Here is a 24,019-nt window from a genome sequence, read left to right as displayed (position 1 = left end):
TTTTTCGGCTCGATGGTAAACGGTGACGCGTAAACAGGATGCTGCGCGCCCTGGCCGACAGGGCCGAGCACGAGAGGGATGCGGGGAACAAACCGGAAGAAACGGGCGGATATCTGTGGGCGACAAGCAAAAAAAAGGGTGCGCATCGCGCACCCCCAACCCCAACAGAGAGACTTCAGCTTTTGGCACCGCGTGCCAGGAAGACGGCTTTTTTGTTGCTCGTGTTTGCGTCTTCAACCTGGCGCGAAGTATGCAGAAGTGTTCAGGGGGCCGACTTGATCTTAATCAAAACCCTTTCAAGTGAAGGGGAAATGATCTGAACTGCGGTGTCAGGGCTTGGCTTTCGGGCGCCGTGCCGGGCCACCCTCGGTGGGCGGATCGTCGTCGTCGCTCACCACTCGGTAGCCCGGCCCCTCCAGATCGTCGAACTGGCCACTGCGTACAGACCACCAGAAAATCAGCCCGATCACGAAAACCAGGACAATCGAAAGCGGGATGAGAAGGTAAAGACTTTCCATGATGGCGACTCAGCGAGGGCGCTTGCGCTGCAGGCGCAAGGCGTTGAGAACAACGAGAAGTGAGCTCGCCGACATGCCGATACCGGCCATCCAGGGCGTGACGAGCCCGGACATGGCGAGCGGCACAGCGGTGAAATTGTAGGCAAAGGACCACCACAGGTTCTGGCGGATGATGGCCAGCGCACGCCGCGACAGGGTGACGCCCTCCGCCAGCGAGCCGAGGCGTCCGGACAGAAGCACGATGTCGGCCTGGTTGCGGGCCAGGTCGGTACCGCCGCCCATGGCAACCGAAACCTGGGCCTGGGCCAGCACCGGCGCGTCATTGACGCCGTCGCCGACCATCGCAATGACTGCATCGCCCTTTTGCAGCGCAATGAGGGCCGCATGCTTGCCCTCGGGGGTCATTCCACCGAGGGCGTGCTGCACACCCAGCCGGCCGGCGAGCGCCTCGACGGTGGAGGGTGTGTCACCGCTGAAGATCGACAGTTCGATGCCTTTGCCGCGCAGCGATTCGAACGCCGCCGGGCAGTCTTCGCGCAAACCGTCGGAGAGCGCAAAGCCGGCCAGCCAGCCAGCGCTGGATGCGAGCGCGATCACCGTGCGGCCAGAGCGTTCATCGTCCAGCAGCACGTCTGGCACGGGGGTGCCGACGAGTTCGGCGACGAAGGCCGGGCGACCGATCCGGTAAGGTGTGCCGTCAAGAACGCCGGCCACGCCCTGCCCCGTCGTTGCCGCCAACCCGGCAAAGGCCGGCAGCGGAGCGTCGCCGCCACCGAGACGCAGCGCAGCCGCAATGGCGTGCTCCGAGCCCTGTTCGAGGCCGGCCGCGAGCTGCCGCACCCGGGCGTCATCAATGGCACCCAGCAGGCGCACCTGCTCGACCCGCATCTCGCCGTAGGTCAGCGTGCCGGTCTTGTCGAAAACGAAGTGGTCGGCCCGCGCCAGGGCCTCGATGGCGTGGCCGCGGGTGACAAGCACCCCCATACGCGCCAGCGCATCGGTGGCCACCGTCAGCGCCACCGGCGTTGCCAGCGACAGCGCACAGGGGCAGCTCACGACCAGCACCGAGACAAAGACCCACAGGGCCCGGTCGGGGTCGTGCCAGTACCACCAGGCGGCGGTTACCGCGGCCAGCACCAGCAGCGCAACGATGAAGTAAGCAGCGAACCTGTCGGCCTGCTGGACGACGCGGGGCTTTTCGGCCGAGGCCCGTTCCATCAGCTGACGAATTGCCGCGAGGCGCGTGTGCTCGCCGGTGCGCGTCACGCGGACGCACAGCGGGCTGCCGATATTCACGCTGCCGCCAGTGACTGCCGAGCCCGGCCGCTTGGGCACCGGGCGACTTTCGCCCGTCAGAAGGGCCTCGTTGGCATCGCTCTCGCCGTCGACGACGACACCGTCAGCGGGCAGCGCTTCACCGGGCTTGACGCGGATCACGTCGCCGGCCAGAAGCTGGGAAACCGGGACTTTCTCGCCATCCGGCCCGGGCCAGGCGGCCAGGCGCTCGGCGAAGGCCGGCAGGGCCTTGCCCAGCTCCTCAACGCCGCGCACGGCCTTCTGGCGGGCCAGCATCTCGACGTAGCGGCCGCACAACAGAAAGAACACGAACATCGTCACCGAGTCGAAATACACCTCGCCGTGGCCGATGAAGGTTGCCCAGCAACTGGCGACAAATGCCGCGCCGATGCCGAGCGCCACCGGCACGTCCATGCCCAGCCGGCGCAGGCGTACATCACGCCAGGCGTGGCTGAAGAAAGGCGCGGCCGAATACAGCACCACCGGTGCGGTGAGAATCAGACTGGCCCAGCGCATCAGGCTCTCGATGTCGGCAGTGATGTCGCCGTCCTCGGCGATGTAGGCCGGGAAGGCATACATCATCACCTGCATCATGCCGAAGCCGGCCACGAACAGGCGCCACAGGGCAGACCGGCGCTCACGCTGGGAAATCTGTTCGGAACGGGCCGCGTCGTAGGGATAGGCCCGGTAGCCGATGGCCTGGATCGCGGCCAGGATGTCGGACAGCTTGATGCGCCGCTCGTCCCAGCGCACCCGGGCGCGACGGGTGGCGTAGTTGATGTCAATGGCCGTGACGCCGGGCTGATGCGCGACGTGCTGCTCGTTGAGCCAGATGCAGGCGGCGCAGGTGATGCCTTCGAGGATCAGCGCCGCTTCGCGCTCGTGCTCCCCCACCGGTTTGACGAAGCCCTGCTGAAAATCCGGGTGATCAAAAAGGCCGAGATCCTTCAGCTCGTCGGGCATGGCTTCGCGGGCCTGCTCGGGCATGGCGTCGCGGCGGCGGTAATAATCGATGAGCCCGCTGCTGACGATGGACTCGGCCACCGCCTGGCAGCCGGTGCAGCACATCTGATGCCGGGCGCCGTCGACGTCGACGGGAAGATCAACGCCGGCGGGAATCGGCAAGCCGCAGTGGTAGCAATCGTGTTCGGGTGCGGGGGAATTTTGGGGCAACGACTGGGACAACGAGAGCCTCGCAGACAATGCGCGCGGTCGGGGATGGCCGCGGGAAACACGCCCTTTTATCACAACTGCGCAGGCCGTCCAAACCGGCGTAGCCCCGAAAAAAAACGCGCCCCGCAGGGCGCGCTTCTGGATCGGACCTTGAAAGACCCTTACAACATCCCGAGCATGCGCGGGAACCACAAGGACAGACCCGGCCAATAGGTGACAAGGCCCAGGAAAACCAGCATCGACAGCAGCCACGGCCACACCGCCACGGTAAGCTCGGTAATGCCCATCTTGGTGATGCCCGAGGCCACGTAAAGGTTGAGGCCCACCGGCGGATGGCACATGCCGACCTCCATATTCACCACCATGATGATGCCGAAGTGCACCGGGTCGATGCCCAGCTTCATCGCCACCGGGAACAGGATCGGCGCGAAGATCAGCACGATGCTGGACGGCTCCATGAAGTTGCCCGCCAGAAGCAGCAGCACGTTCACCGCCAGCAGGAAGGCGATCACCCCCAGGCCGTTGCCCAGCATCCATTCGGCCAGCGCCTGCGGGATGTTCTCGTTGGTCATGATGAAAGAGAACAGCACCGCATTGGTGATGATGTAGAGCAACATCGCCGACATGTTGGCGGAGTTGAGCAGCACCTTCGGCACGTCACGCAGTGGCATGTCGCGATACACGAACACCGCGACGAAGAAGGCATACATCGCACTCATCGCGGCCGCTTCGGTCGGGGTGAACATGCCGGTGTAAATCCCGCCCATCACCACGACGATCAGCAGCAAACCCCACACCGACTCCCGGAAGGCCTTGAGCCGCTCGGCGGTGCTTGCCTTCGGCTGGCGCGGGTAGTCGAACTTGCGGGCGCGATACCAGGTCACGCCACCCAGCGTTGCCGCCAGCGCCAGACCGGGCACCACGCCGGCCATGAACAGCGCGCCCACCGATGTATTGGTGGCCACCGAATACATCACCATGACGATGGAGGGCGGGATCAGGATGCCCAGCGCACCTGCCGTGGTGATGATGCCGGCGCCGAATTTGTTCGGAAAACCCGCCCGCACCATCGCCGGCAGCAGGATCGAACCGATCGCCACCACCGTTGCCGGCGACGAGCCGGACACCGCGGCGAACAGCGCACAGGCCATCACACCCGCAAGGCCCAGGCCGCCGTACCAGTGTCCGACCATGCTGGTGGCAAAGTTGATCATCCGCTTGGCCACCCCGCCGTGGGTGAGGAAATTGCCGGCCAGGATGAAGAACGGAATCGCCATGATTTCGAACTTCTCGATGCCGGTGAACAGCTTGAGCGCTACCGATTCGAGGGGCACCTCGGTCATGGTGAACAGGAAGCTCAGCACGGTGAGGCCGAGCGAGATGGATATCGGCATGCCTGTCAGCATCAGCAACAGGAGGATGCCGAAGATGATTGCGGCGTTCATTTGCGGCCTCCCTTCTTGCCACCCAGCGGGGTGTGCTTGAGGTCGTGCATGTGCAGGTTGTCGTCCATGCCGTAAACGTCCGCATCCACCGGCAGCACTTCGTCAAGGCCATCCACGTGTCCGTGATCATGGTGCGGAAGTTCGCCGGTGCGGACGAAATTCAGCGCCACCTGCAGGAAGCGGAAGCACATCAGGCTGGAGCCCAGCGGAATGGCGCTGTAAACCATCCAGGTCGGCCATTCGAGGTCCGGCGTGGTCGGGCCTTCGGGCACCTCTCCGATCTCGGCACCGGTCATCTGCAGAAAGGCGTAGTGGGCACCGTTCTCCCAGACAAAATGGGCGCCAAGGGTGGCGACAACGCCAGTAAACAACGCGCCGGCCAGCAGGCCGAAAATGATGAACTTCGCCCGGCTACGGTCGGAGAGGCGGTTGATGAGCACATCGACGCCCACGTGGATACCGGTACGCACGCCATAGGCAGCGCCGAACTTGGCCATCCATACGAACATGATGATGCAGAGCTCCTGGGCCCAGCTGAAATTGAGGGACAGCAGCCAGTCCTGAAGGCCGGGAATGCTGACGCCGGCCAGGTAGCGGTGCATCACGGACAAAAAGATGATGGCCGTGGCGCCGCCCATCAGGAGGGTGATGATCCACTCCTCCAGGTGATCGAGTATTTTCATGATTCAGCCTCGCAAAAGGTTGCGACCGGTCGCACCGCAGCGCATGGCGCAACGGCGGACACGATGGGCAGAGAAAACCGGGCGGGATTTACAGCTTCGCGGGATCGAAGCCGGTTTCCTTGTAGATGGACTGGATCAGATCCTTGCCGATACGGCCTTCCATCTTCTGATGAACCGGCAGCATCGCCTTCTTGAAGGCCAGCTTTTCATCCTTTGTCGGCACATAGACCTGGGTCTTGCCACTCTTCTTGATGGCCTCGAGGGACTTGTCGTTTTCTTCCTGGGCAATCTTGTTGGCGAAAACCGTGGACTCCTTCATCGCCTGTTCGAGCTGACCGCGCACCTCGCCGGGCAGGCCGTCCCAGAACTTCTTGTTGGCGATGACCGCGTAACCCAGGTAGCCGTGATCGGTCACCGTCAGATGCTTCTGCACCTCATGCATTTTCTGGGTGTACATGTTGGAGTGCGGGTTTTCGGTGCCATCCACAACGCCCGTCTGCAGCGCCTGGTAAACCTCCGAGAAGGCCATCACCTGCGGCATGCCGCCGAGGCCACGGATTTCCTCTTCCAGTACCTTGGAGGACTGGATGCGCAGCTTCTTGGCTTTCAGATCGGCAGGGGTGCGGATCGGGGTGTTGGCCGAGAATGACTTGAAGCCGTTGTCCCAGTACGAAAGCCCGACAATGCCCTTGGGCTCCAGCTTCTTCAGAATGCTGGCGCCGACCGGCCCCTGGGTGATGCGGTGCAGTTCGGTGTAATCGTCAAAAATGTAGGGCAGATCGAAAACCTCGAACTCCTTCACCCCCAGCGGGCCGAACTTGGCCAGCGACGGGGCCAGCATCTGCACGGCGCCCAACTGCAGGGCCTCCAGTTCTTCCTTGTCCTTGTAGAGTGCGCTGTTGGCGTAGACCTCGACCTTGACCTTCCCCTTGGTCAGCTCTTCGGCGCGTTTCTTGAAAAACTCCGAGGCCTTGCCCTTGGGCGTGTCGGCCGCCACCACGTGGCTGAACTTGATGACGATCGGCGCCTGGGCCAATGCGGTGCTGCACAAACCCAGGGCGGCAAGGCTGAACAATGCGGTGCGAATTTTCATTTTTGTCTCCTCAACAGGAACTCATTGAATTTTTTTATCGGGCGATCACTTAACAGATTGCGCTTGCAGTATCGAAAGTCGCAAGATGGTCTTCAATTGTGGTTATCCGCAGTGTGGAAAGAGCGGATGGTCGCACCGCTCCAGAGCAGCGATAAGGAAGTCCCCCAACCCGTGATCCTCAACCCTTTGCCTACCCCGACCGCAGCACCACCACGCTGGTACTGGAGCCTGCCCTACGCTGCCGTGACGCTGTTCATCGCCACGATGGCGGCCCTGCTGTGGCTCACCCACCGCCAAGACGCCGAAGAGCAGCGCGCCACGCTGATCAACGACGTGCTGTGGATGGAGCAGAACCTCTCCTTCCAGTTCGAGCGCAACGACGCGCAGCTCAGCCAGCTGGGCCCGAACCTGCTGGCTGGCAACGGCGCCCACGCCCCCAACGAGGGCACCACCCAGGCCCGCCTCAAGCGCGCCCTCGACCCGGAAAGCGGGCTGATCCGCATCCTGTGGCTCGACGCGGGCGGCAAGGTCAAGGGGGCCGAACCGCCCTACACCGACAGCCACCTGGTCGGCGAAGCCACCGGCGTCTTTCCGTCCAGCGCCGCCTACCGCCTGTCCCGGTCTCTTGGCCGGCCGGTTTATAGCGATGCCTACGCGGTCATCGACAACCAGACCCAGTTCGAGGTGCACGTGCCGATCTTCGAAGGCGGGCGTTACGTGGGCTCGGTAGTCGGCGTGTATTCCGTCAACGAGATGCTGGCGAGGCAGGTTCCGTGGTGGTTTTCGGAGCGCTACCGGGTATCGGTCACCAACAACCTGGGCACCGAGATCGCCGCCAGGTCGAAGGTTTCGCCGGTATCGACGCTGGCTTACGAAATCCCCTTCGAGCCGCCCGGCCACGGGCTCAACCTGGTCATCACCGCCTACAAAAGCGAAGTGCGCTGGATTTCGCTGCTGCTGATGAGCTCCCTCGGCGTGCTTGCCGCTGCGATTGTCTGGAGCCTGTGGCAACTGCGCCGGCACATGCAGCGCCGGCAGGCTGCCGAACAGGCGCTGGGCAGCGAACACGCCTTTCGAAAGGCGATGGAGGATTCGCTCAACACCGGCATGCGCGCCCGCGACATGCAGGGCCGCATCACCTACGTCAACCCGGCCTTCTGCCGCATGGTCGGCTGGAGCGCCGAGGAACTCGTCGGCCTGATGCCGCCCATGCCCTACTGGGCGCCCGAAGCGCTCGACCGTACCTACGAAGTGCACTCGATGATCCTCGGCGGCAACGCCCCGTCGCAGGGCGTGGAAATCCGCCTGATGCGCCGTGACGGCGAGCGCTTCGACGCGCTGCTGATCGAGGCGCCGCTGATCGACGCCAACGGCCGCCAGATCGGATGGATGGGCTCGATGGTGGATGTCTCCGAACAGAAGCGCACCCAGGAACTCGCCCGCCAGCAGCAAGAGCGCCTGCAGGCCACCGCGCGCCTGGTCACGATGGGCGAAATGGCCTCGACCCTCGCCCACGAACTCAACCAGCCGCTGGCCGCAATTTCCAGCTACAACACCGGCTGCCTCAACATGATCGAGCACGGCGACCTGTCGCAAACCGAGCTCACCGGCGTGCTCCACAAGATCGGCAAGCAGGCCCAGCGCACCGGCCAGATCATCCGCCGGGTGCACGCCTTTGTGCGGCGCAGCGAACCCAAGTTCGAAACGGTGGATCTCGACGCCATCATCCGCGAATCGGTCGGGCTGGTGGAGCCCGACGCCGAGCGCCGCGGCGTGGCCATCGATCTCGATCTCGCCGAAGCCCTGCCGCCCATCCTCGCCGATCCGGTGATGATCGAGCAGGTGGCCGTCAACCTGATCAGGAACGGCATGGACGCCATGTCCAGCACGCCCCGCAGCGAGCGCCGGCTGCAGCTGACCACCCGCGAGCACGAAGGCATGCTGATCTTCACGGTTGCCGACCGAGGCCAGGGCATCCCGCCCGAAGTGGCCGAAAAGCTCTTTGCGCCCTTCTTCACCACCAAGGAAGAAGGCATGGGCATGGGCCTCAACATCTGCCGCTCCATCGCCGAACTCCACCGCGGCCGCCTCGCCTTCGAAGCCCGGCCGGGCGGTGGTACGATTTTCAACTTCTCGCTGCCCGTCACCCAATCATGAGCCCGTCCCTCGCCACGCCATTTGCCCACATTGTCGATGACGACGAAGCCATCCGCGACGCCCTCAGCTGGCTGTTCCGCACCCGCAAGGTCGAATCCCGGGCCTGGCCGTCGGCCGAGGATTTTCTCGCTGCATGGCAGCCCGACTGGCGCGGCTGCATCGTGCTGGACATCCGCATGCGCGAGATGAGCGGCCTTGAATGCTTCGACGCCCTGCTCGAACGGGGCAACACCCTGCCGGTCATCTTCCTGACCGGCCACGGTGACGTGCCGATGGCCGTCGGTGCGCTCAAGAAAGGTGCGTTCGACTTCCTCGAAAAACCCTTCGACGACAACGCGCTGGTCGATGTGGTGATCCGGGCGCTGGAATCCAACGCACGCCGCCAGGCCAACCAGGAAACCCAGGCCAACGTCGCCGGCCTCCTCGCCCAGCTCACCCCCCGCGAGCAGGAAGTGATGCAACTGGTGCTGGTCGGCAAGTTCAACAAGGTCATCGCCGACGAACTGAACATCTCGATGCGCACCGTGGAAGTGCACCGTTCGCGGGTGTTCGAGAAAATGGGCGTGCGCTCGGCGGTCGAACTGGCGCAGCTACTCGCGCCGGGTCGCGACTGACGCGCCTAAAAACAGGACCAGACCGGCATCACGCCCGCCTCGCCCGGCGGGCAACGGAACTCGTCTGCCACCCCCACACCGCCAACCCACGCCAGCCGCCCGCCAATCCACAGCAGCGGCAGGTGGCTGCGCAACCAGGGCGGCACGCCGGCTTCCTGAAGAAGGTTCTTGAGCGTCCGTGAGGTGCCGCGCGCATGGAGACGCAGGCGCTCGCCCCCTCTGCGGCAGCGCAGTTCGCAAGGCTGGCCGGCGATCAGCCTTGCCGCAAGCCCTTCTCCCGTCGCCTCCCCGAACGCGACCGTCCCGCCGGCCCAGCCTACCGACGACTCGCCGCTCCACGCGACACAATCCGGTGCGCCCTCGGCGCTCAGCGGCTCCAGCCACCAGGCATCCCGATAAACGCACAGGGCCACCCTGCCAAATGGCAGGCGCAAACCGGCGCCCGCGTCATCAAGGCGAAACTGTCGTTCGGTCTCGCGCAGGCGGTCCTCATCGGGCATCGGCTCGCCGGAGCCGGCCAGCAGGTGGCGCATCGCATTGCGCAGGCGGGGAGACGAAAGCTGCAGGGCGGCAGTCCGCCGGAAGCGGGCCGATCCGGGCAGGGCCAGCGCGGCCAGATCGCCGGCTGCCAGATCGTCGAGCAGCACGGAGGCCTCATCGCACAAGCGACCAAGCCGCGCCAGCCCCGCGGAGGCACCGGGAAAGCGCTCCTCGATGGCAGGCATGATGTCCTTACGCAGGAAATTGCGGGAAAAACGACTGTCAGCGTTGCTCGGATCTTCTATCCACGCCAGCCCGCGGGCCTTCGCATAGGCCAGGAGTTCGTGCCGCGACACGTCCAGCAAGGGGCGCCACACGCCGGCGGCACCCCGTCCCGGCACTGCCGCGCGCATGCCGCCGGCACCGCGCACGCCGGTGCCGCGAATCGCCCGGAACAACACGGTTTCGGCCTGGTCGTCCCGATGATGGGCCAGCGCTAGCCAGTCGTCGCCAAAACCCAGCAGCGCCGCACGTCGCGCTTCCCGCGCTGCGGCCTCCAGGCCACCGGAATGGCGGCGGTCGACCTGCACATCGCAGACGGCAAGTGGCACTTCGAGTTGATCGCACAGCGCGCGGCAGACGTCGGCCCAGGCTTCCGAACCGGAAACGAGGCCGTGGCGCACATGACATGCCGCCAGTTCAAACCCCAACAGGGGTCGCAAACAGGCCAGCACATGGAGTAGAACCGTGGAATCGAGCCCGCCGGAAAGGCCGGCCCGCACACGCCGGGCGGGCGACGGCAGTTGCCGCCAGCTCCGCGCTACGTGCAAAAGCAGGTCAGTCGACCGCAATTTCCTTGAATTTTCCGTAGCTCATGAGGCGCTCGAAACGCCGTTCAAGCAGCTCGGAAGTCGACAGGTCGCTGACCTGGCGAAGGGCGTCCTGCAGTGCGCGCTTGAGGCTCTGGGCCATTGCGCGATGATCCCGGTGGGCGCCACCCACGGGTTCGCTGATCACTTTGTCCACAAGGCCCAGCGACTTCAGACGGCCGGCCGTGATGCCCATCGTCTCGGCCGCGTCGGGAGCCCGGTCGGCGCTCTTCCAGAGGATGGACGCACAACCTTCCGGCGAAATCACCGAGTAAGTGGAATACTGGAGCATCAGCAACTGGTCGCCGACGGCAATCGCCAGCGCACCACCCGAGCCGCCTTCACCGATGATGGTGCAGATCAGCGGCACCTTCAGTTCGGTCATTTCGAACAGGTTGTGGCCGATGGCCTCGGACTGGCCGCGCTCTTCGGCATCGATGCCCGGATAGGCACCCGGCGTATCCACAAAGGTAAACACCGGCAGGCCGAACTTCTCGGCCAGGCGCATCATGCGCAGCGCCTTGCGATAGCCCTCGGGGCGCGGCATGCCGAAGTTGCGGAAGATCTTTTCCTTGGTGTCACGCCCCTTCTGGTGGCCGATGACCATGCACGGCTGGCCGTTGAAGCGGGCCAGACCGCCAACGATGGCCTTGTCGTCGGCAAAGCTGCGGTCTCCGTGCAGCTCCTCGAAGTCGGTGAAGATGTGCTCCACGTAATCGAGCGTGTAGGGCCGCTGCGGGTGGCGCGCCACCAGAGCGCACTGCCAGGGCGAGAGCTTGGCGTAGATGTCCTTGGTCAGCCCGTAGTTCTTCTGTTCCAGACGGGCAATCTCCTCGGAGATGTCCACCGCCGAGTCATCCTGCACAAAGCGCAGTTCTTCGATCTTTGCCTCGAGCTCCGCGATGGGCTGCTCAAAATCCAGGAACGTCGTTTTCATTGGGGGTCAAGACTCAAAAAAATTTGCGCCATTTTACCCCATCGCTTCAAAACTCGCCCGACGGGCAGGCAATGGCGCACATCCGGCAGGCAAATCGCATTGCTGCATCGCGCAACAAGCCGCTAAAGTGGACCCTTTTTGCGTTCTTCCTACCGGCTTCCCTATGGCTTCGATGAATCTTCTGCGCGCCCTCGCCACCGTCAGCGGCATGACCCTGCTGTCGCGAATACTCGGTTTCGTGCGCGACTTCGTGGTTGCCCGCGCCTTCGGAGCCGGCGTGGAAACCGACGCGTTCTTCGTCGCCTTCCGCCTGCCCAACCTGCTGCGCCGGATGTTTGCCGAAGGCGCATTTTCGCAGGCGTTCGTGCCCATTCTGGCCGAGTACAAGAACAAACGCGGTGAGGAAGAAACCCACCGCCTGGTCAACCACGTGGCCAGTGCCCTCGGTCTGGCCGTGCTGCTGGTTTCCATTCTCGGCACCATCGCCTCCCCGCTGATCATCTACGCCACCGCACCGGGCTTTTCCGCCGACGCCAGCAAGTTCGAGCTTACCGTCCAGCTCACCCGCATCACCTTCCCCTACATTTTCTTCATGTCGCTGGTAGCCCTGGCCGGCGGCGTGCTCAATACCTGGAGCCGCTTTGCGATTCCGGCCTTCACGCCCGTGCTGCTGAACCTCTCGTTCATCGGCATGGCGCTACTGGCCGCCCCGTATTTCGATCCGCCAGTGCTGGCCCTCGGCTGGGCGGTGTTCATCGGCGGGCTGGCCCAGCTCGCGTTGCAGCTGCGCCCGCTTGCGAATATCGGCATGCTGCCGCGCTTCTCCCTCGATTTTTCCGATCCCGGCGTACGGCGCATCCTCAAGCTCATGGCGCCGGCCATCCTGGGCGTATCGGTGGGCCAGATTTCGCTCCTGATCAACACTGTCTTCGCATCGTTTTTGCCCAGCGGCAGCGTGTCGTGGCTGTACTACGCCGACCGTCTCATGGAGTTTCCGGCCGGCATGCTCGGCGTAGCTCTTGGCACGATCCTGCTGCCGAGCCTCTCCAAGATGCACGCCGACAAAAACCCGGTCGAATTCTCCAGCCTGCTCGACTGGGGCCTGCGCCTCACGCTGATGCTGACCCTGCCGGCCGCCCTCGGCCTGGCCCTGCTGGCGGTTCCGCTGGTCACCACCCTCTTCCACCACGGCGCCTTCGGCGTCAGCGATGTTTACCAGACCCGCACCGCGCTGATTGCCTACAGCATCGGCCTTGCCGGGCTGATTCTGGTCAAGGTGCTGGCCCCGGCGTTCTACGCCCGTCAGGACATTCGCACGCCGGTCAAATTTGCGCTGATCACCCTGACGGTCACCCAGCTGATGAACCTCGTCTTCATCGGCCCGCTGCAGCACGCCGGCCTGGCCCTTTCCATCGGCCTTGCCTCCTGCGTCAATGCGGGCATGCTCTACTTCGGCCTGCGCAAGCGCGGCATCTACCAGCCCCAGCCGGGCTGGGCGCTGTTCACCGGCAAGCTGCTGGTCGCGATGGCGGTGCTTGGCGTGGCCGTCTGGTTCTCGGCGGGCGCCGACAGCCTGTGGCTTCACGCGTCCGGCGCCGAACGGGTTATCCGCCTGTGCCTGCTGGTGGTCGGTGGCATGGCCATCTATTTCGCAACGCTGTTTGTTCTCGGTTTCCGGGTCACCGACTTCCGCCGCCGCGGCGCCAGCTGAGCCCGCCCGAATTTAGCTAGAATCTCCGGACATCCCAGCGGAGACACCAGCATGCAACTGACCAGCCAGAGCTTTTCCGACGGCAGCCCGATTCCGGGCGAGTTCGCCTTCTGCATCCCGGCGGCCGAGGGCCACGTGGCGCTCGGCAGCAATCGCAATCCCCAGCTCGCCTGGACCGGCGCGCCCGCCGGCACGCAGTCCTTCGCCCTGATCTGCCATGACCCTGACGTGCCCAGTCGCGGCGACGACGTCAACCAGGAAGGCCGCAGCGTGCCGGCCGATCTGCCACGGGTGGACTTCTTCCACTGGGTTCTGGTCGACCTGCCGGCCGACGCGAACAACATTGCCGCCGGCTCGCACTCCGAAACCGTCACCGCCAACGGCAAACCCGGCCCGGCGCGCGCAGACGGCAGCCGCCACGGCATCAACGACTACACCGGCTGGTTCGCAGGCGACGGGCAGATGAAGGGCGACTACTTCGGCTATGACGGCCCCTGCCCCCCGTGGAACGACTCGATCCGCCACCGCTACGTGTTCACCGTTTTTGCGCTGGATGTGCCGAGCGTTGCCGTGGAAGGCCACTTCACGGGCCAGCAGGTCCGCGAAGCCATTGCCGGACACATCCTGGCCCAGGCCAGCATCACCGGCACCTACAGCCTGAATCCTTCCGTCCCGGCCTGAGCACGCAAGCCCACCGAAAACCGGGAACGTAAAGTGCCCGGTTTTTTGTTTGCGCCACCGCCCCTTGCGGGATACGCAACGGCGAAGGCAAAACCACTCAGGGGAAATGGCTCGGCAGTCGGGGCGGCAGCAGCGGGAGTTGCAGGCGCAGATAATCAGGCAGGCCATCCTTGAAGAGCGGCCAGTCTTCGCCGGCAATCAGCGGCCGGCACCAGCACCGGAAAGCCTCCGTCACCCCAAAGCCATCGGCGGCGATGAACTCCGCCGGCAACCTGCGCTCCAGGTTGGCAACCTGCTCGAAGGGCAAAAGATTGGTGCGCCAGACGTAAGCTTCGTCTGTCAGACGCTCGATGCCCACAACGCCACGCTGGCCGGCAACAGCCCGGCGCACGGCAGCCTTGCCGACCGCGAAGGCCTGGGCCGTGTCGGTTCTGGAGGCAATGTGGCGGGCCGAGCGCTGGAGATAATCCGCCAGCGCGTAATGAACCTTGTAGCCAAGGCAGGCGTGAATCCGCTCGGCCACCACCTCGCCCGCGCCGCCCAGCTGGACGTAACCTTTCTGGTTACGATCCTGCATGGCGAGGATATGCCCGTCCGGCCCGCGAATGCCTTCGGCCACGACCACGGCGCAGGCGCCCACACGCTCCACCACCGCCTGCACACGGGCCAGAAAGCGCGTTTCATCGAAAACCACTTCGGGCATCAGGATGATGTGCGGCGCCGCATCGGCGTCCTCGGCGGCCAGCGCGCAGGCCGCCGCCAGCCAGCCGGCGTTGCGCCCCATCACCTCAAGCACGAAGGCACGCCCCGCATTGGTGGTCATGGCGGCAAGGTCCAGCCCCACTTCGCGGACCGACGTGGCCAGGTACTTGGCCGCAGAGCCAAAACCCGGACAACAATCGGTGCCGACGATGTCGTTGTCCACAGTTTTGGGTACGCCGACAACGGTAAGCGGATAGCCACGCGCATCGGCTGCGCTCTGGATCTGGCGGCAGGTTTCCATCGAGCCGTTGCCGCCGTTGTAGAGAAAGAAGCGGATATCGTGGGCGGCCAGCACGTCGAAGAGTCGGTCGTACTGGAGCGGATTATTCTCGGCCGGATCGAGATCGAATCGACATGAACCGAAGGCACCGCCCGGGGTCGTGCGCAGGCGTGCAAGATCGGCGCCAGACAAGGCGGCCGTATCGACGAGGGTTTCGCGCAGTACGCCGAGAATGCCGTTGCGTGCCGCGAGCACGCGCTCGATGCGCTCGGGCTGCAGCCGCGCCTCGCTGATCACACCGGCCGCCGAAGCGTTGATGACGGCCGTGACACCACCCGACTGGGCGTAAAGAAGATTTCCTGTCATCGCGGGCTCCCATCCAAAACGCTTCGACAAAAAATTAGGGCCGGCTTTGACGGCCGGCCCTCGGTGCCTTGCGTACTGCGCTTACTTCAGCGCGCCGAACGCCCGGTCGCGGATCTCGTCGACCTTGCCAAGGCCCGCAATCTTGCGGTACTTCGGCGCGTTCGCCTCGCCGTTTGCGGCCCAGTCGGAATAGTAGGCCACCAGCGGCTTGGTCTGGGAATGGTAGACGTCGAGACGCTTCTTGACGGTCTCTTCCTTGTCGTCGTCGCGCTGGATCAGCGCTTCGCCGGTTTCGTCGTCCTTACCCTCGACCTTGGGCGGGTTGAACTTGACATGGTAGGTACGGCCGGACGCCACATGCACACGGCGACCGGACATGCGACCGATGATTTCTTCGTCGGGCACATCGATTTCAAGCACGAAATCGATGGGCACGCCCGCCGCCTTCATGGCTTCGGCTTGCGGAATGGTGCGCGGAAAGCCGTCGAACATGTAGCCGGACTGACAGTCGGCATCCTTCAGGCGATCCTTGACCAGCCCGATGATGATCTCGTCGGAAACGAGGCCACCGGCATCCATCACCTTTTTGGCTTCGATCCCCAGCGGAGTGCCGGCCTTGACGGCAGCACGCAGCATGTCGCCGGTGGAAATCTGCGGAATCCCAAATTTTTCCTTGATGTAATTGGCTTGGGTGCCCTTGCCGGCCCCCGGCGGTCCCAACAGAATCAGACGCATGCTTCCCCTCCTCTGGTTATTGTGGCTGCAATGATGAACGATGAAATTAACGTGAAACTTACAGCAGGTCAAACACGCGGCGAACCCGTTCGAGATCCTCCGCCGTATCCACACCGGCTGGCGGAGCGTGGTCGAGGACCATGACCTGGATCGGATAGCCGTGGGCCATGGCCCGCAATTGTTCGAGCGCTTCCCACTGCTCCAGCGGTGAGGGCGCCAAACTGGAATAACGCTTGAGAAAACCCGCCCGGTACGCATAAAGGCCGATGTGGCGATAAGCCGGCAGGTTTGCCGGCAGCGCGCTGCGATCAGTGGCGAAGGCGTCCCGCGCCCAGGGAATGGCCGCGCGGGAGAAATACAGCGCCCGGCCGCGGGCGTCCATCACCAGCTTGACGACGTTCGGATTGAAAAATTCTTCCGCGGATTCGAGCGGATGACAGGCCGTGGCAATCGCCGCCTCGGTATCCGCGGCAAGCTTGGCGGCGACATCGTCGATCAGCTGCGGCGGAATCAGCGGCTCGTCGCCCTGCACATTCACCACGATGGTGTCATCGGACCAGCCCAGACGCGTCGCCACTTCGGCGAGGCGATCGGTGCCGGAAGGATGTTCAGCGGAGGTAACGATCACCTTGCCGCCTGCCTTTTCGACCACTCCGGCGATTCCCGGGTGATCGGTGGCGACCCAGACCTCGTCTGCACCCGCATCAAGGGCACGCTCCAGCACGCGCAAGATCATCGGCTTGCCGGCGATGTCGAGAAGCGGCTTGCCGGGCAGTCGGCTCGACGCATGACGGGCCGGAATGACGATCTTGAAAGGCATGTTCAGCGCGCCTGGGCGACTTCTTCGTCGGTCAGCGCGCGGGCTTCGTCTTCGAGCATGACGGGAATGCCGTCACGAATGGGATACGCCAGGCGGGCGCTCACGCTCCACAGCTCCTGCTTGTCTTTGTGGAAGTCGAGCGGCCCCTTGGTAATCGGGCACACCAGGATTTCAAGCAGTCGGGGGTCCATCGATCTTCTCCACAATCAGTTCTGCCGCCCCCGGCGCAAGCTGCGCCCGAACCGGCCACACCCAGCTGTCGGCCGGGGCGAAAGGCGCGCATTTTACCGCATCCTTCTCGGTCATCAGAAGTACATCGCCATCCGGCACCGCCACATCGGCCGGCGTAAAGGCGTGATGATCGGCAAAAGGCCGGCGCTCGATGACAAGCCCCATGCTTTCGAGCTGGGCAAAAAATCGCTCCGGACGCCCGATACCGGCCATCGCGTGGATGCGTCGCCCGCGCAGATCGGCGGCAACACAGCGCTCGGAGCGGTTTGCGACGCGCTCGAAGGCAGCGCCTGCAAGCTTGAAACTGAACACCGGCACCGGCCGGACCGCACCCAGCAGCGCCGGGGAAAATTCACCGTGAGCGAAAATCAGCGTCGCATCGGCGAGCCGCCCGACGCCCTCCCTGAGCGGCCCGGCGGGCAGACGCAGGCGGTTGCCCAGCGTGGCTTCGTCCACCACCACCAGTTCCACGTCACGCGCCAGACGGTAATGCTGCAGGCCGTCGTCGGCGATCAGAACGTCCACGTCGGGATGGGCGGCCAGCAAGGCCCGACCGGCCGCAGGACGATCCCGCCCGACAAACACCGGGCAGCCCGAAACCGACGCCATCAACACCGGCTCGTCACCAAAGCGGGCCGGATCGCCGCCGGCCGGCACACCCGCCACGCCTTCGATCGATCCGCCGTAACCCCGGCTTACGATGCCCGGCCGACGACCGGAGGTGCGCAGTTCGGCCGCCAGCCACAGCGCGACCGGCGTCTTTCCGCTGCCGCCCACGGCAATGTTGCCCACCACGATGACCGGCACGGGCAGGCGCTCGGACTTCAGCCAGCCAAGCGCAAAAAGCCGGCGACGCAGGCCGGCAAGAAACGCAAAAACAAGAGAAAGCGGGAAAAGGCTCCAGGCCACCACCCCGCGGTGCTGCCAGAACCCGGGGGCGCTACGTGGCATGGCGTCTCGAAAGGGAGAAGGACTAGCGCTGGGCCGCCTGGGTGGCGAAGGAAATGTGCACCAGCCCGGCCTGCTGGGCCGCCTGCATCACGTCGATGACGCGCTGATGGGCGGCCTTGGCGTCGGCGTTGATGATCACCACGGGATCCTTGGCGCCCGCCGGAACCACCGCCTGCATGGCTGCGGCAATGGCCGGAATGCCGGCCCCGTTAACCGGGCGCTTGTTGATCACGACTTCACCGGTTGCCGTAACCGCCACATTCACTTCGACAAGCTTGTCGTTGCTCGCCGTGGCATCCGCCGTCGGCAGATTGATTTCAAGCCCGGCAAAGCGGGAATACGTCGTGGTGAGCATCAGGAAGATGATGATCACCAGCAACACGTCGATCATCGGGATCAGGTTGATCTCCGGCTCCTCGCGGGAGCGGCCACGGCCGAAATTCATGGTTGTGCCTCAGCGACGGTCGCCGTGGACCACTTCGACCAGACGGATCGCCTGCTGCTCCATCTCGACGATCAGGCCATCCACGGTCGAGCGGAAGTGGCGCCAGAAGATCATGCTCGGAATGGCGATCACAAGACCAAAACCGGTGTTGTAGAGCGCAATGGAAATACCGTGAGCGAGCTGCTGCGGGTTGGAGCCACCGGGCGTCTGGGAACCGAAGATTTCGATCATGCCGACCACGGTGCCGAACAGGCCCATCAGGGGGCTGATCGAGGCGATGGTGCCGAGCGTGGTCAGAAAACGCTCCAGGTCGTGGCTGACCGCACGGCCGGTTTCCTCGATGGACTCCTTCATCACCTCGCGGGGGCTGCGCACATTGCGCAGGCCGGCAGCGAAGATCCGGCCCAGCGGCGAGCTGAGGGCGACCCGGTTGATCATCTCCGGAGTGGCGCCGGTCTGGCGAAGTTCGCCGACGACTTTTTCGAGAAGACCCTCGGGCAGGATCTTGCTGCGGCGCAGTGTAATGAGTCGCTCGATGATCAGCGCCACTGCAACGATTGAAGCAAACAACAAAGGCCAGATTGGCCAGCCGGCAGCCTGAAGAATGGCGAACACGCGAGAACTCCTGCGAATCGAACGAAGCCCAAGAATGTAACCCGGAGCAGGGCTCAGAGCAACACAAGTGCGAGCCCAGACAATCCACAAAATCTGTGGATAACTTTGTGGATTAAAGCCAAACAGGGGCGCTAAACCCAGAGCCTGTAAGGCTTTTTTCTACTCGGGTCAAAAATTAAGCTAAGGTTACTTTCATTTAAAATCAATTACTTACAACTTTTCACCCAAGTCAAGCCCGGTCGCGGGATTTTTTGAGGCGGATCAGGCCCGGATGTGGATTCCGGTACAATCCAGCCCCATGAATGCCCCCCGTTTTAACGCCGAAGTCAAGCCCGGCGAAGTCGTTTCCGTGTCCTGGCTCAACCGCGCAGCCCGCGAGGCGCTGGAGGGCAGCTTTCCGCTCATGTGGATCGGCGGCGAGGTCTCGACCCTCACCCGCGCCGCCTCGGGCCATGTTTACTTCACGCTCAAGGATGAAGACGCCCAGGTGCGGTGCACCATGTGGCGTAATCGCGCCCAACTGCTGCCCTTTCGGCTCGAGCATGGCATGCGGGTGGAGGTACGTGCCCTCGTCACCCTTTTCGAGCCCCGTGGCGACTACCAGCTCAGTGTCGAGGCCGTGCGCCAGGCCGGCATCGGCAACCTCTACGAAGCCTTCCTACGCCTCAAGTCACGGCTCGAAGCCGAAGGCCTGTTCGACCCGGCCGTCAAACGCCCCCTGCCCCGCTTCCCGCGCGGCGTCGCCGTCGTCACGTCCCCGCAAGCGGCAGCTTGGCGCGATGTCACCGCAGCCTTCGCCCGACGTGCGCCGCACCTCCCGATCACGCTCTATCCAACCCCGGTACAAGGTGACGGCGCACCAGCCCGCATCGCGGCCGCCATCGCCACCGCGAGCCGGCGTGCCCTCGCCGACGGCAACGACGTGCTGCTCCTGATTCGGGGTGGAGGCAGCCTGGAAGACCTCGCAGCCTTCAACGACGAAGCCGTCGCCCGCGCCATCCGTGCCTGCCTGCTGCCGGTGGTGGTCGGCGTCGGCCACGAAACCGACGTGAGCATTGCCGATTTCGCCGCCGACCTGCGGGCCGCCACACCCACCGCAGCGGCCGAACTCGCCAGCGCCGGCTTCGCCGACCTGCATGACCGGCTTCAAGCGCTTTCGGCCCGCCTCGCCCGGGGCATGCACCGGCGCCTCGAAACAGCCGCCCAGCGCCTCGACCGCTCAGCCACCCGACTGATCCACCCCAGGCAACGCATCGAGCAGGCCTACCTGCGACTGACCAACCTTGCCCAGCGCCTCCAGTCGCGGGCGCACCAGCAGCTCGCCGCCGGCCAGGCGCGCACCCTCACCCTCGGCCTGCGGCTGGCCGCCCGGCGTCCGGACATCTCCGCCCGCCGCGGCCAGCTCGAAACCCTCGCCGGACGCCTCGAACGTGCCGCCCACGGCATTGTCCAGCGCCAGCAAAGCCGGCTCGACGCCATCGGGCAACACCTTGCGCACCTCGACCCCCGCGGCGTGCTGGCGCGCGGCTACAGCATCACCCGCAATGCCGGCGGCAGCATCGTGCGCGACGCGGCAAGCCTCGACGCCGGCGCGCGCATCCAGGTCGAATTCCAGAACGGCCACATCGAGGCCACCGTAGACAAGCCGAGCAAAACGGCTAAACGCGGTGCAGAATAGAAAACTGTGCCGCAGCAGCGGGATAAAGCGCTGCGCCCGGTTGTATAGAAAACCTATTCCCGACTAGAATCGTCGGGCAATTTTCAATCCCTAACCCCACGGAGAGAACATATGGCTCACACCCTGCCCGAACTGCCCTACGCCAAGAACGCACTCGTTCCGCACATTTCCGAAGAAACCTTCGAATACCACTACGGCAAGCACCACCAGGCCTACGTCACCAACCTGAACAACCTCATCCCGGGCACCGAGTACGAAAACCTGTCCGTGGAAGAAACCTTCCTGAAGGCCCCGGCCGGCGGCGTATACAACAATGCCGCCCAAGTCTGGAACCACACCTTCTTCTGGAGCTGCCTCAAGCCGAACGGCGGCGGCGCTCCGACTGGCGCCCTGGCTGACGCCATCAACGCCAAGTGGGGTTCCTTCGAAGAGTTCAAGAAGGCCTTCCAGGCCTCCGCTGTCGGCAACTTCGGTTCCGGCTGGACCTGGCTGGTGAAGAAGGCCGATGGTTCCGTCGACATCGCCAACACCGGCGCTGCCGGCAACCCGCTGAAGAGCGGCGAAGGCAAGCCCCTGCTGACCATCGACGTGTGGGAACATGCCTACTACATCGACTACCGCAATGCCCGTCCGAAGTTCGTCGAGACCTTCCTGAGCAGCCTGGCCAACTGGGATTTCGCTTCCGCGAATTTCGCCTGATCGCCTGAGCCTGCATTAAAAAACCCCAGCCAGCGGCGTTCTCGCTGTTGGCTGGGGTTTTTCATTCATGACGCAAAAATTCAAAGCGGGCCACACGGGCCCGCCTTGATCAAACCTGCATCAACGGCCGGGGCCGCAGAGCCCGGCGGCCATCACACCACGACAGTCTGCGCCTGACCTTCGGCACGGGCCTCGATGGTGCCCAGGTGGAACACGGTTTCGCCGGTGCCACGCAGTTGTTCGGCCGCCAGCTCGGCATCTTCCTTCGCGACGATCACCACCATGCCGATGCCGCAGTTGAAGACGCGGTACATTTCCTGGGCTTCCACGTTGCCGGCGTGCTGCAGCCACTGGAACAGGTAAGGCATTTCCCACGCGTCCTTCTTGAGCACGGCGGTCAGGTTGTCGGCCAGCACGCGGGGCACGTTCTCGAGCAGGCCGCCGCCGGTGATGTGGGCCATGCCCTTGACCAGGCCGGCGCGCTTTTCCATCAGCGCGAGCAGTGACTTCACGTAGATGCGGGTCGGCTCCATGATCACGTCCTTGAGCGTGCGGCCGTGGAAGTCGCCTTCAAGGTTGGGCTTGGCGATTTCGATGACCTTGCGGATCAGCGAGTAGCCGTTGGAGTGCGCGCCGCTGGAAGCCAGGCCGAGCACCACGTCGCCCGGACGGATGGTGGAGCCGTCGATGATCTGCGATTTTTCAACTGCACCCACCGCGAAACCGGCCAGATCGTATTCGCCATCCGGGTACATGCTAGGCATTTCAGCAGTTTCGCCGCCGATCAGCGCACAGCCGGACAGCTCGCAGCCGCGGGCGATGCCCTCGACCACGGTGGCGGCGGTATCCACGTGGAGCTTGCCGCAGGCGAAGTAATCGAGGAAGAACAGCGGCTCGGCACCCTGCACCAGGATGTCATTGACGCTCATCGCCACCAGATCCTGGCCGACGGTGTCGTGCTTGTTGAGCTGGAAAGCCAGCTTGAGCTTGGTGCCCACGCCGTCGGTGCCCGATACAAGCACCGGCTCCTTGAATTTTTTCGAGATCTCGAACAGCGCGCCAAAGCCGCCGATGCCGCCCATCACCTCCGGGCGCATGGTGCGCTTGGCAAAGGGCTTGATACGGTCGACCAGTGCATCGCCGGCATCAATATCAACACCGGCATCGCGATAAGTAAGGGAGCTCATGGGTTCTGTGATCTCTTTTGAAGCGTCCGACCGCCACCGGAATGCACTCATCGGGTTGAGCGCCCCGCCGGGACCGGCTACATTAACGGGCCTTGCAGCAGCAGGGGCTTATAGCCAGCTGCGTGCAAACAAACCCGAATTTTAGCCGAAATGTCGACGGCCCGCCCTGCCGGGTGTGCCATCCAGACCACCGCGTGAAGCAACTCACCCTCGATCTGCGCGCTGACGCGCCGCCAAAGCTGGAAAATTTCGTCGCAGCCGCCAACGCCGACCTCCTCGCAGCCCTCTACGAGGCGGTGCCGCTGGCGGATGTGCCGCAGCATCTTTTTCTGTGGGGTGACGCGGGCAGCGGCCGCAGCCACCTGCTGAGAAGCGTCGTCACCGCCGCCGCCCAGGCCGGCCGGCCTGCCTGCTACCTGCAGGCCGCCGACGTGGGCGACCGCCTCCCCGAAGCGCCCGGCCTGCTGCTTGCAGTCGATGACGTGGAAGCCCTCGGCCCCGACGCCCAGATCGCGCTCTTTCGTGCCTTCAACGCGGCCCGCAGCCAGCGCATGACGCTGATTACCAGCGGCGGCGCAGCCCCGCTGCATCTGGCCCTGCGCGAGGATTTGCGCACGCGCATCGGGCAAAGCCTGATCTTCGAGGTCAAATCGCTCACCGACGACGACTGCGAGGCGATCCTGCAGGCCCAGGCGGGCACCCGCGGCCTGCGCCTCGAACCGGAAATCATCCAGTACCTGCTGCGCCACGGCCGCCGCGACCTCGCCAGCCTGCTGCGCACGCTCGACGCCCTGGATGCGGCTTCCCTCGAGCGCAAGCGTCCGATCACCCTGCCCCTGCTGCGGGAAGTCCTGCAGCGCGACCCCACCCTATAAGCCGCAAACACGAACGATGGATCTCGTACTCTTCGACCTGGACAACACCTTGCTCGCCGGCGACTCGGACTTCGAGTGGGCCCAATTCCTGATTTCCAAGGGCGTGCTCGACAAGGAAGTCCATGAAGCCCGCAACCAGATCTTTTACGATCAGTACAAGGCCGGCACCCTCGACATCTTCGAGTTCCTCGATTTTCAGCTCAAGCCGCTGGCCCGCCATAGTCGCGCCCAACTCGACGCCTGGCACCGGGAGTTCATGGAAACCCGCATCCACCCGATGATGACCGCAAAGTCGCAGGCTCTGGTCAGGGCGCAGCTGGAATCCGGCGCAGTGGTCGCCGTGGTCACCGCCACCAACAGCTTCGTCACCGGCCCGATTGCCCGTGCCTTCGGCATTCCGCATCTGGTCGCCACCATTCCGGCCCAGGAAAACGGCGCTTTCACCGGCAAGCCCCGCGGCACCCCGGCCTTCAAGGCCGGCAAGATCGAACGCGTCGAGGCCTGGCTAGAAAGCCTCGGCCTGTGCTGGGAGAGCTTCGGGAAGAGCAGCTTTTACAGCGACTCCCACAACGATCTTCCGCTGATGAACAAGGTGGCAAACCCGGTTGCCGTCGACCCCGACGACACCCTTCGCGCCCACGCCAGCGCTCACGGCTGGCCGGTAATTTCATTGCGCTGAAAGTTCGAAAAAAGGCCCCGCGGGGCCTTTTTCACGGCAGCCAGACTCCCGGCTGGCGGCGTTGCAGCCCCCGGAGAATCCGTGCGGTTTGAGGCTGCC

At 64.3% G+C, this 24,019-nt stretch carries 24 protein-coding genes; 9 read left to right on the top strand and 15 right to left on the bottom strand.

Going from position 1 to position 24,019, the window contains the following annotated elements; genetic code table 11:
- Positions 1-38 precede the first annotated feature (38 nt).
- Complete coding sequence (locus tag Q1W26_RS03135; RefSeq protein WP_300435751.1) at positions 39-320, top strand: hypothetical protein; 282 nt, start codon at positions 39-41, stop codon at positions 318-320.
- 9 nt (positions 321-329) lie between these two features.
- On the opposite strand, the gene ccoS is transcribed toward Q1W26_RS03135, so the two are convergent.
- From ccoS to Q1W26_RS03110, 5 genes are all read right to left on the bottom strand, one after another.
- The gene (gene ccoS / locus Q1W26_RS03130) at positions 330-518 is read right to left on the bottom strand and encodes a cbb3-type cytochrome oxidase assembly protein CcoS (protein ID WP_300435749.1); all 189 of its coding nucleotides are present in this window, start codon (positions 516-518) and stop codon (positions 330-332) included.
- 9 nt (positions 519-527) lie between these two features.
- Positions 528-2,999 carry a heavy metal translocating P-type ATPase gene (locus tag Q1W26_RS03125; RefSeq protein WP_300435746.1) on the bottom strand — a complete coding sequence of 824 codons (2,472 nt, stop codon included), beginning with the start codon at positions 2,997-2,999 and terminating at the stop codon, positions 528-530.
- A 149-nt stretch (positions 3,000-3,148) separates the two neighbouring features.
- The gene (locus Q1W26_RS03120) at positions 3,149-4,432 is read right to left on the bottom strand and encodes a TRAP transporter large permease subunit (protein WP_300435743.1); all 1,284 of its coding nucleotides are present in this window, start codon (positions 4,430-4,432) and stop codon (positions 3,149-3,151) included.
- Positions 4,429-5,118, bottom strand: a complete 690-nt coding sequence (locus Q1W26_RS03115; protein WP_300435857.1) for a TRAP transporter small permease — start codon at positions 5,116-5,118, stop codon at positions 4,429-4,431. Before Q1W26_RS03115 ends, Q1W26_RS03120 begins: the two co-directional genes overlap by 4 nt.
- Before the next feature lie 85 nt (positions 5,119-5,203).
- Positions 5,204-6,208 (bottom strand): TRAP transporter substrate-binding protein, encoded by a 1,005-nt coding sequence (locus tag Q1W26_RS03110; protein ID WP_300435740.1) that lies wholly within the window; start codon positions 6,206-6,208, stop codon positions 5,204-5,206.
- 126 nt (positions 6,209-6,334) lie between these two features.
- On the opposite strand from Q1W26_RS03110, the gene Q1W26_RS03105 reads away from it, so the two are divergent.
- Together Q1W26_RS03105 and Q1W26_RS03100 are read left to right on the top strand one after the other, a co-directional pair.
- Entirely contained in the window at positions 6,335-8,365 is a 2,031-nt protein-coding gene (locus Q1W26_RS03105; RefSeq protein ID WP_300435737.1) for a PAS domain S-box protein, read from the top strand.
- Positions 8,362-8,979 (top strand): response regulator, encoded by a 618-nt coding sequence (locus tag Q1W26_RS03100; RefSeq protein WP_300435735.1) that lies wholly within the window; start codon positions 8,362-8,364, stop codon positions 8,977-8,979. Before Q1W26_RS03105 ends, Q1W26_RS03100 begins: the two co-directional genes overlap by 4 nt.
- Positions 8,980-8,984: 5 nt before the next feature.
- Here the strand turns inward: Q1W26_RS03100 and tilS are convergent, their stop codons facing one another.
- Both tilS and Q1W26_RS03090 read right to left on the bottom strand, forming a co-directional pair.
- Positions 8,985-10,241: a tRNA lysidine(34) synthetase TilS gene (gene tilS / locus Q1W26_RS03095; RefSeq protein WP_300435855.1), complete on the bottom strand. Its 1,257-nt coding sequence runs from the start codon at positions 10,239-10,241 to the stop codon at positions 8,985-8,987.
- A 55-nt stretch (positions 10,242-10,296) separates the two neighbouring features.
- Positions 10,297-11,265, bottom strand: a complete 969-nt coding sequence (locus tag Q1W26_RS03090; protein ID WP_300435732.1) for an acetyl-CoA carboxylase carboxyltransferase subunit alpha — start codon at positions 11,263-11,265, stop codon at positions 10,297-10,299.
- 172 nt (positions 11,266-11,437) lie between these two features.
- On the opposite strand from Q1W26_RS03090, the gene murJ reads away from it, so the two are divergent.
- Entirely contained in the window at positions 11,438-12,976 is a 1,539-nt protein-coding gene (gene murJ, locus Q1W26_RS03085; protein WP_300435729.1) for a murein biosynthesis integral membrane protein MurJ, read from the top strand.
- A 51-nt stretch (positions 12,977-13,027) separates the two neighbouring features.
- A complete protein-coding gene (locus Q1W26_RS03080; protein ID WP_300435726.1) occupies positions 13,028-13,657 on the top strand; it encodes a YbhB/YbcL family Raf kinase inhibitor-like protein in 630 nt (209 codons plus the stop codon).
- Positions 13,658-13,754: 97 nt separating this feature from the next.
- Here the strand turns inward: Q1W26_RS03080 and Q1W26_RS03075 are convergent, their stop codons facing one another.
- From Q1W26_RS03075 to Q1W26_RS03045, 7 genes are all read right to left on the bottom strand, one after another.
- Entirely contained in the window at positions 13,755-15,005 is a 1,251-nt protein-coding gene (locus tag Q1W26_RS03075) for a 6-phosphofructokinase (protein WP_300435723.1), read from the bottom strand.
- Positions 15,006-15,086: 81 nt separating this feature from the next.
- On the bottom strand, positions 15,087-15,740 hold the full coding sequence (gene adk / locus Q1W26_RS03070; RefSeq protein ID WP_300435721.1) for an adenylate kinase: 654 nt from the start codon (positions 15,738-15,740) through the stop codon (positions 15,087-15,089).
- Positions 15,741-15,798: 58 nt separating this feature from the next.
- Positions 15,799-16,560 carry a 3-deoxy-manno-octulosonate cytidylyltransferase gene (gene kdsB, locus Q1W26_RS03065; protein ID WP_300435718.1) on the bottom strand — a complete coding sequence of 254 codons (762 nt, stop codon included), beginning with the start codon at positions 16,558-16,560 and terminating at the stop codon, positions 15,799-15,801.
- A 2-nt stretch (positions 16,561-16,562) separates the two neighbouring features.
- A complete protein-coding gene (locus tag Q1W26_RS03060; RefSeq protein ID WP_300435716.1) occupies positions 16,563-16,751 on the bottom strand; it encodes a Trm112 family protein in 189 nt (62 codons plus the stop codon).
- Positions 16,732-17,742 carry a tetraacyldisaccharide 4'-kinase gene (lpxK, locus tag Q1W26_RS03055; RefSeq protein WP_300435714.1) on the bottom strand — a complete coding sequence of 337 codons (1,011 nt, stop codon included), beginning with the start codon at positions 17,740-17,742 and terminating at the stop codon, positions 16,732-16,734. The genes Q1W26_RS03060 and lpxK overlap by 20 nt, the downstream gene beginning before the upstream one ends.
- A gap of 22 nt (positions 17,743-17,764) precedes the next feature.
- A complete protein-coding gene (locus Q1W26_RS03050; protein WP_300435712.1) occupies positions 17,765-18,187 on the bottom strand; it encodes a biopolymer transporter ExbD in 423 nt (140 codons plus the stop codon).
- 9 nt (positions 18,188-18,196) lie between these two features.
- A complete protein-coding gene (locus Q1W26_RS03045) occupies positions 18,197-18,802 on the bottom strand; it encodes a MotA/TolQ/ExbB proton channel family protein (protein WP_300435709.1) in 606 nt (201 codons plus the stop codon).
- A gap of 298 nt (positions 18,803-19,100) precedes the next feature.
- Between Q1W26_RS03045 and xseA the strand changes: the two genes are divergently transcribed.
- Both xseA and Q1W26_RS03035 read left to right on the top strand, forming a co-directional pair.
- Complete coding sequence (xseA, locus tag Q1W26_RS03040; protein WP_300435706.1) at positions 19,101-20,480, top strand: exodeoxyribonuclease VII large subunit; 1,380 nt, start codon at positions 19,101-19,103, stop codon at positions 20,478-20,480.
- A gap of 111 nt (positions 20,481-20,591) precedes the next feature.
- Positions 20,592-21,179, top strand: a complete 588-nt coding sequence (locus Q1W26_RS03035) for a Fe-Mn family superoxide dismutase (RefSeq protein WP_300435704.1) — start codon at positions 20,592-20,594, stop codon at positions 21,177-21,179.
- Between the two features lie 152 nt (positions 21,180-21,331).
- Here the strand turns inward: Q1W26_RS03035 and purM are convergent, their stop codons facing one another.
- Positions 21,332-22,366, bottom strand: a complete 1,035-nt coding sequence (gene purM / locus Q1W26_RS03030) for a phosphoribosylformylglycinamidine cyclo-ligase (RefSeq protein ID WP_300435701.1) — start codon at positions 22,364-22,366, stop codon at positions 21,332-21,334.
- A gap of 194 nt (positions 22,367-22,560) precedes the next feature.
- Between purM and hda the strand changes: the two genes are divergently transcribed.
- Both hda and Q1W26_RS03020 read left to right on the top strand, forming a co-directional pair.
- Entirely contained in the window at positions 22,561-23,241 is a 681-nt protein-coding gene (hda, locus tag Q1W26_RS03025) for a DnaA regulatory inactivator Hda (RefSeq protein WP_300435699.1), read from the top strand.
- A gap of 16 nt (positions 23,242-23,257) precedes the next feature.
- Positions 23,258-23,920: an HAD family hydrolase gene (locus Q1W26_RS03020; RefSeq protein ID WP_300435696.1), complete on the top strand. Its 663-nt coding sequence runs from the start codon at positions 23,258-23,260 to the stop codon at positions 23,918-23,920.
- Positions 23,921-24,019: the final 99 nt, after the last annotated feature.

The organism is Zoogloea sp., from assembly GCF_030157465.1.
GTDB lineage: Bacteria > Pseudomonadota > Gammaproteobacteria > Burkholderiales > Rhodocyclaceae > Zoogloea.
This window is presented reverse-complemented; position numbering and strand designations above follow the sequence as displayed.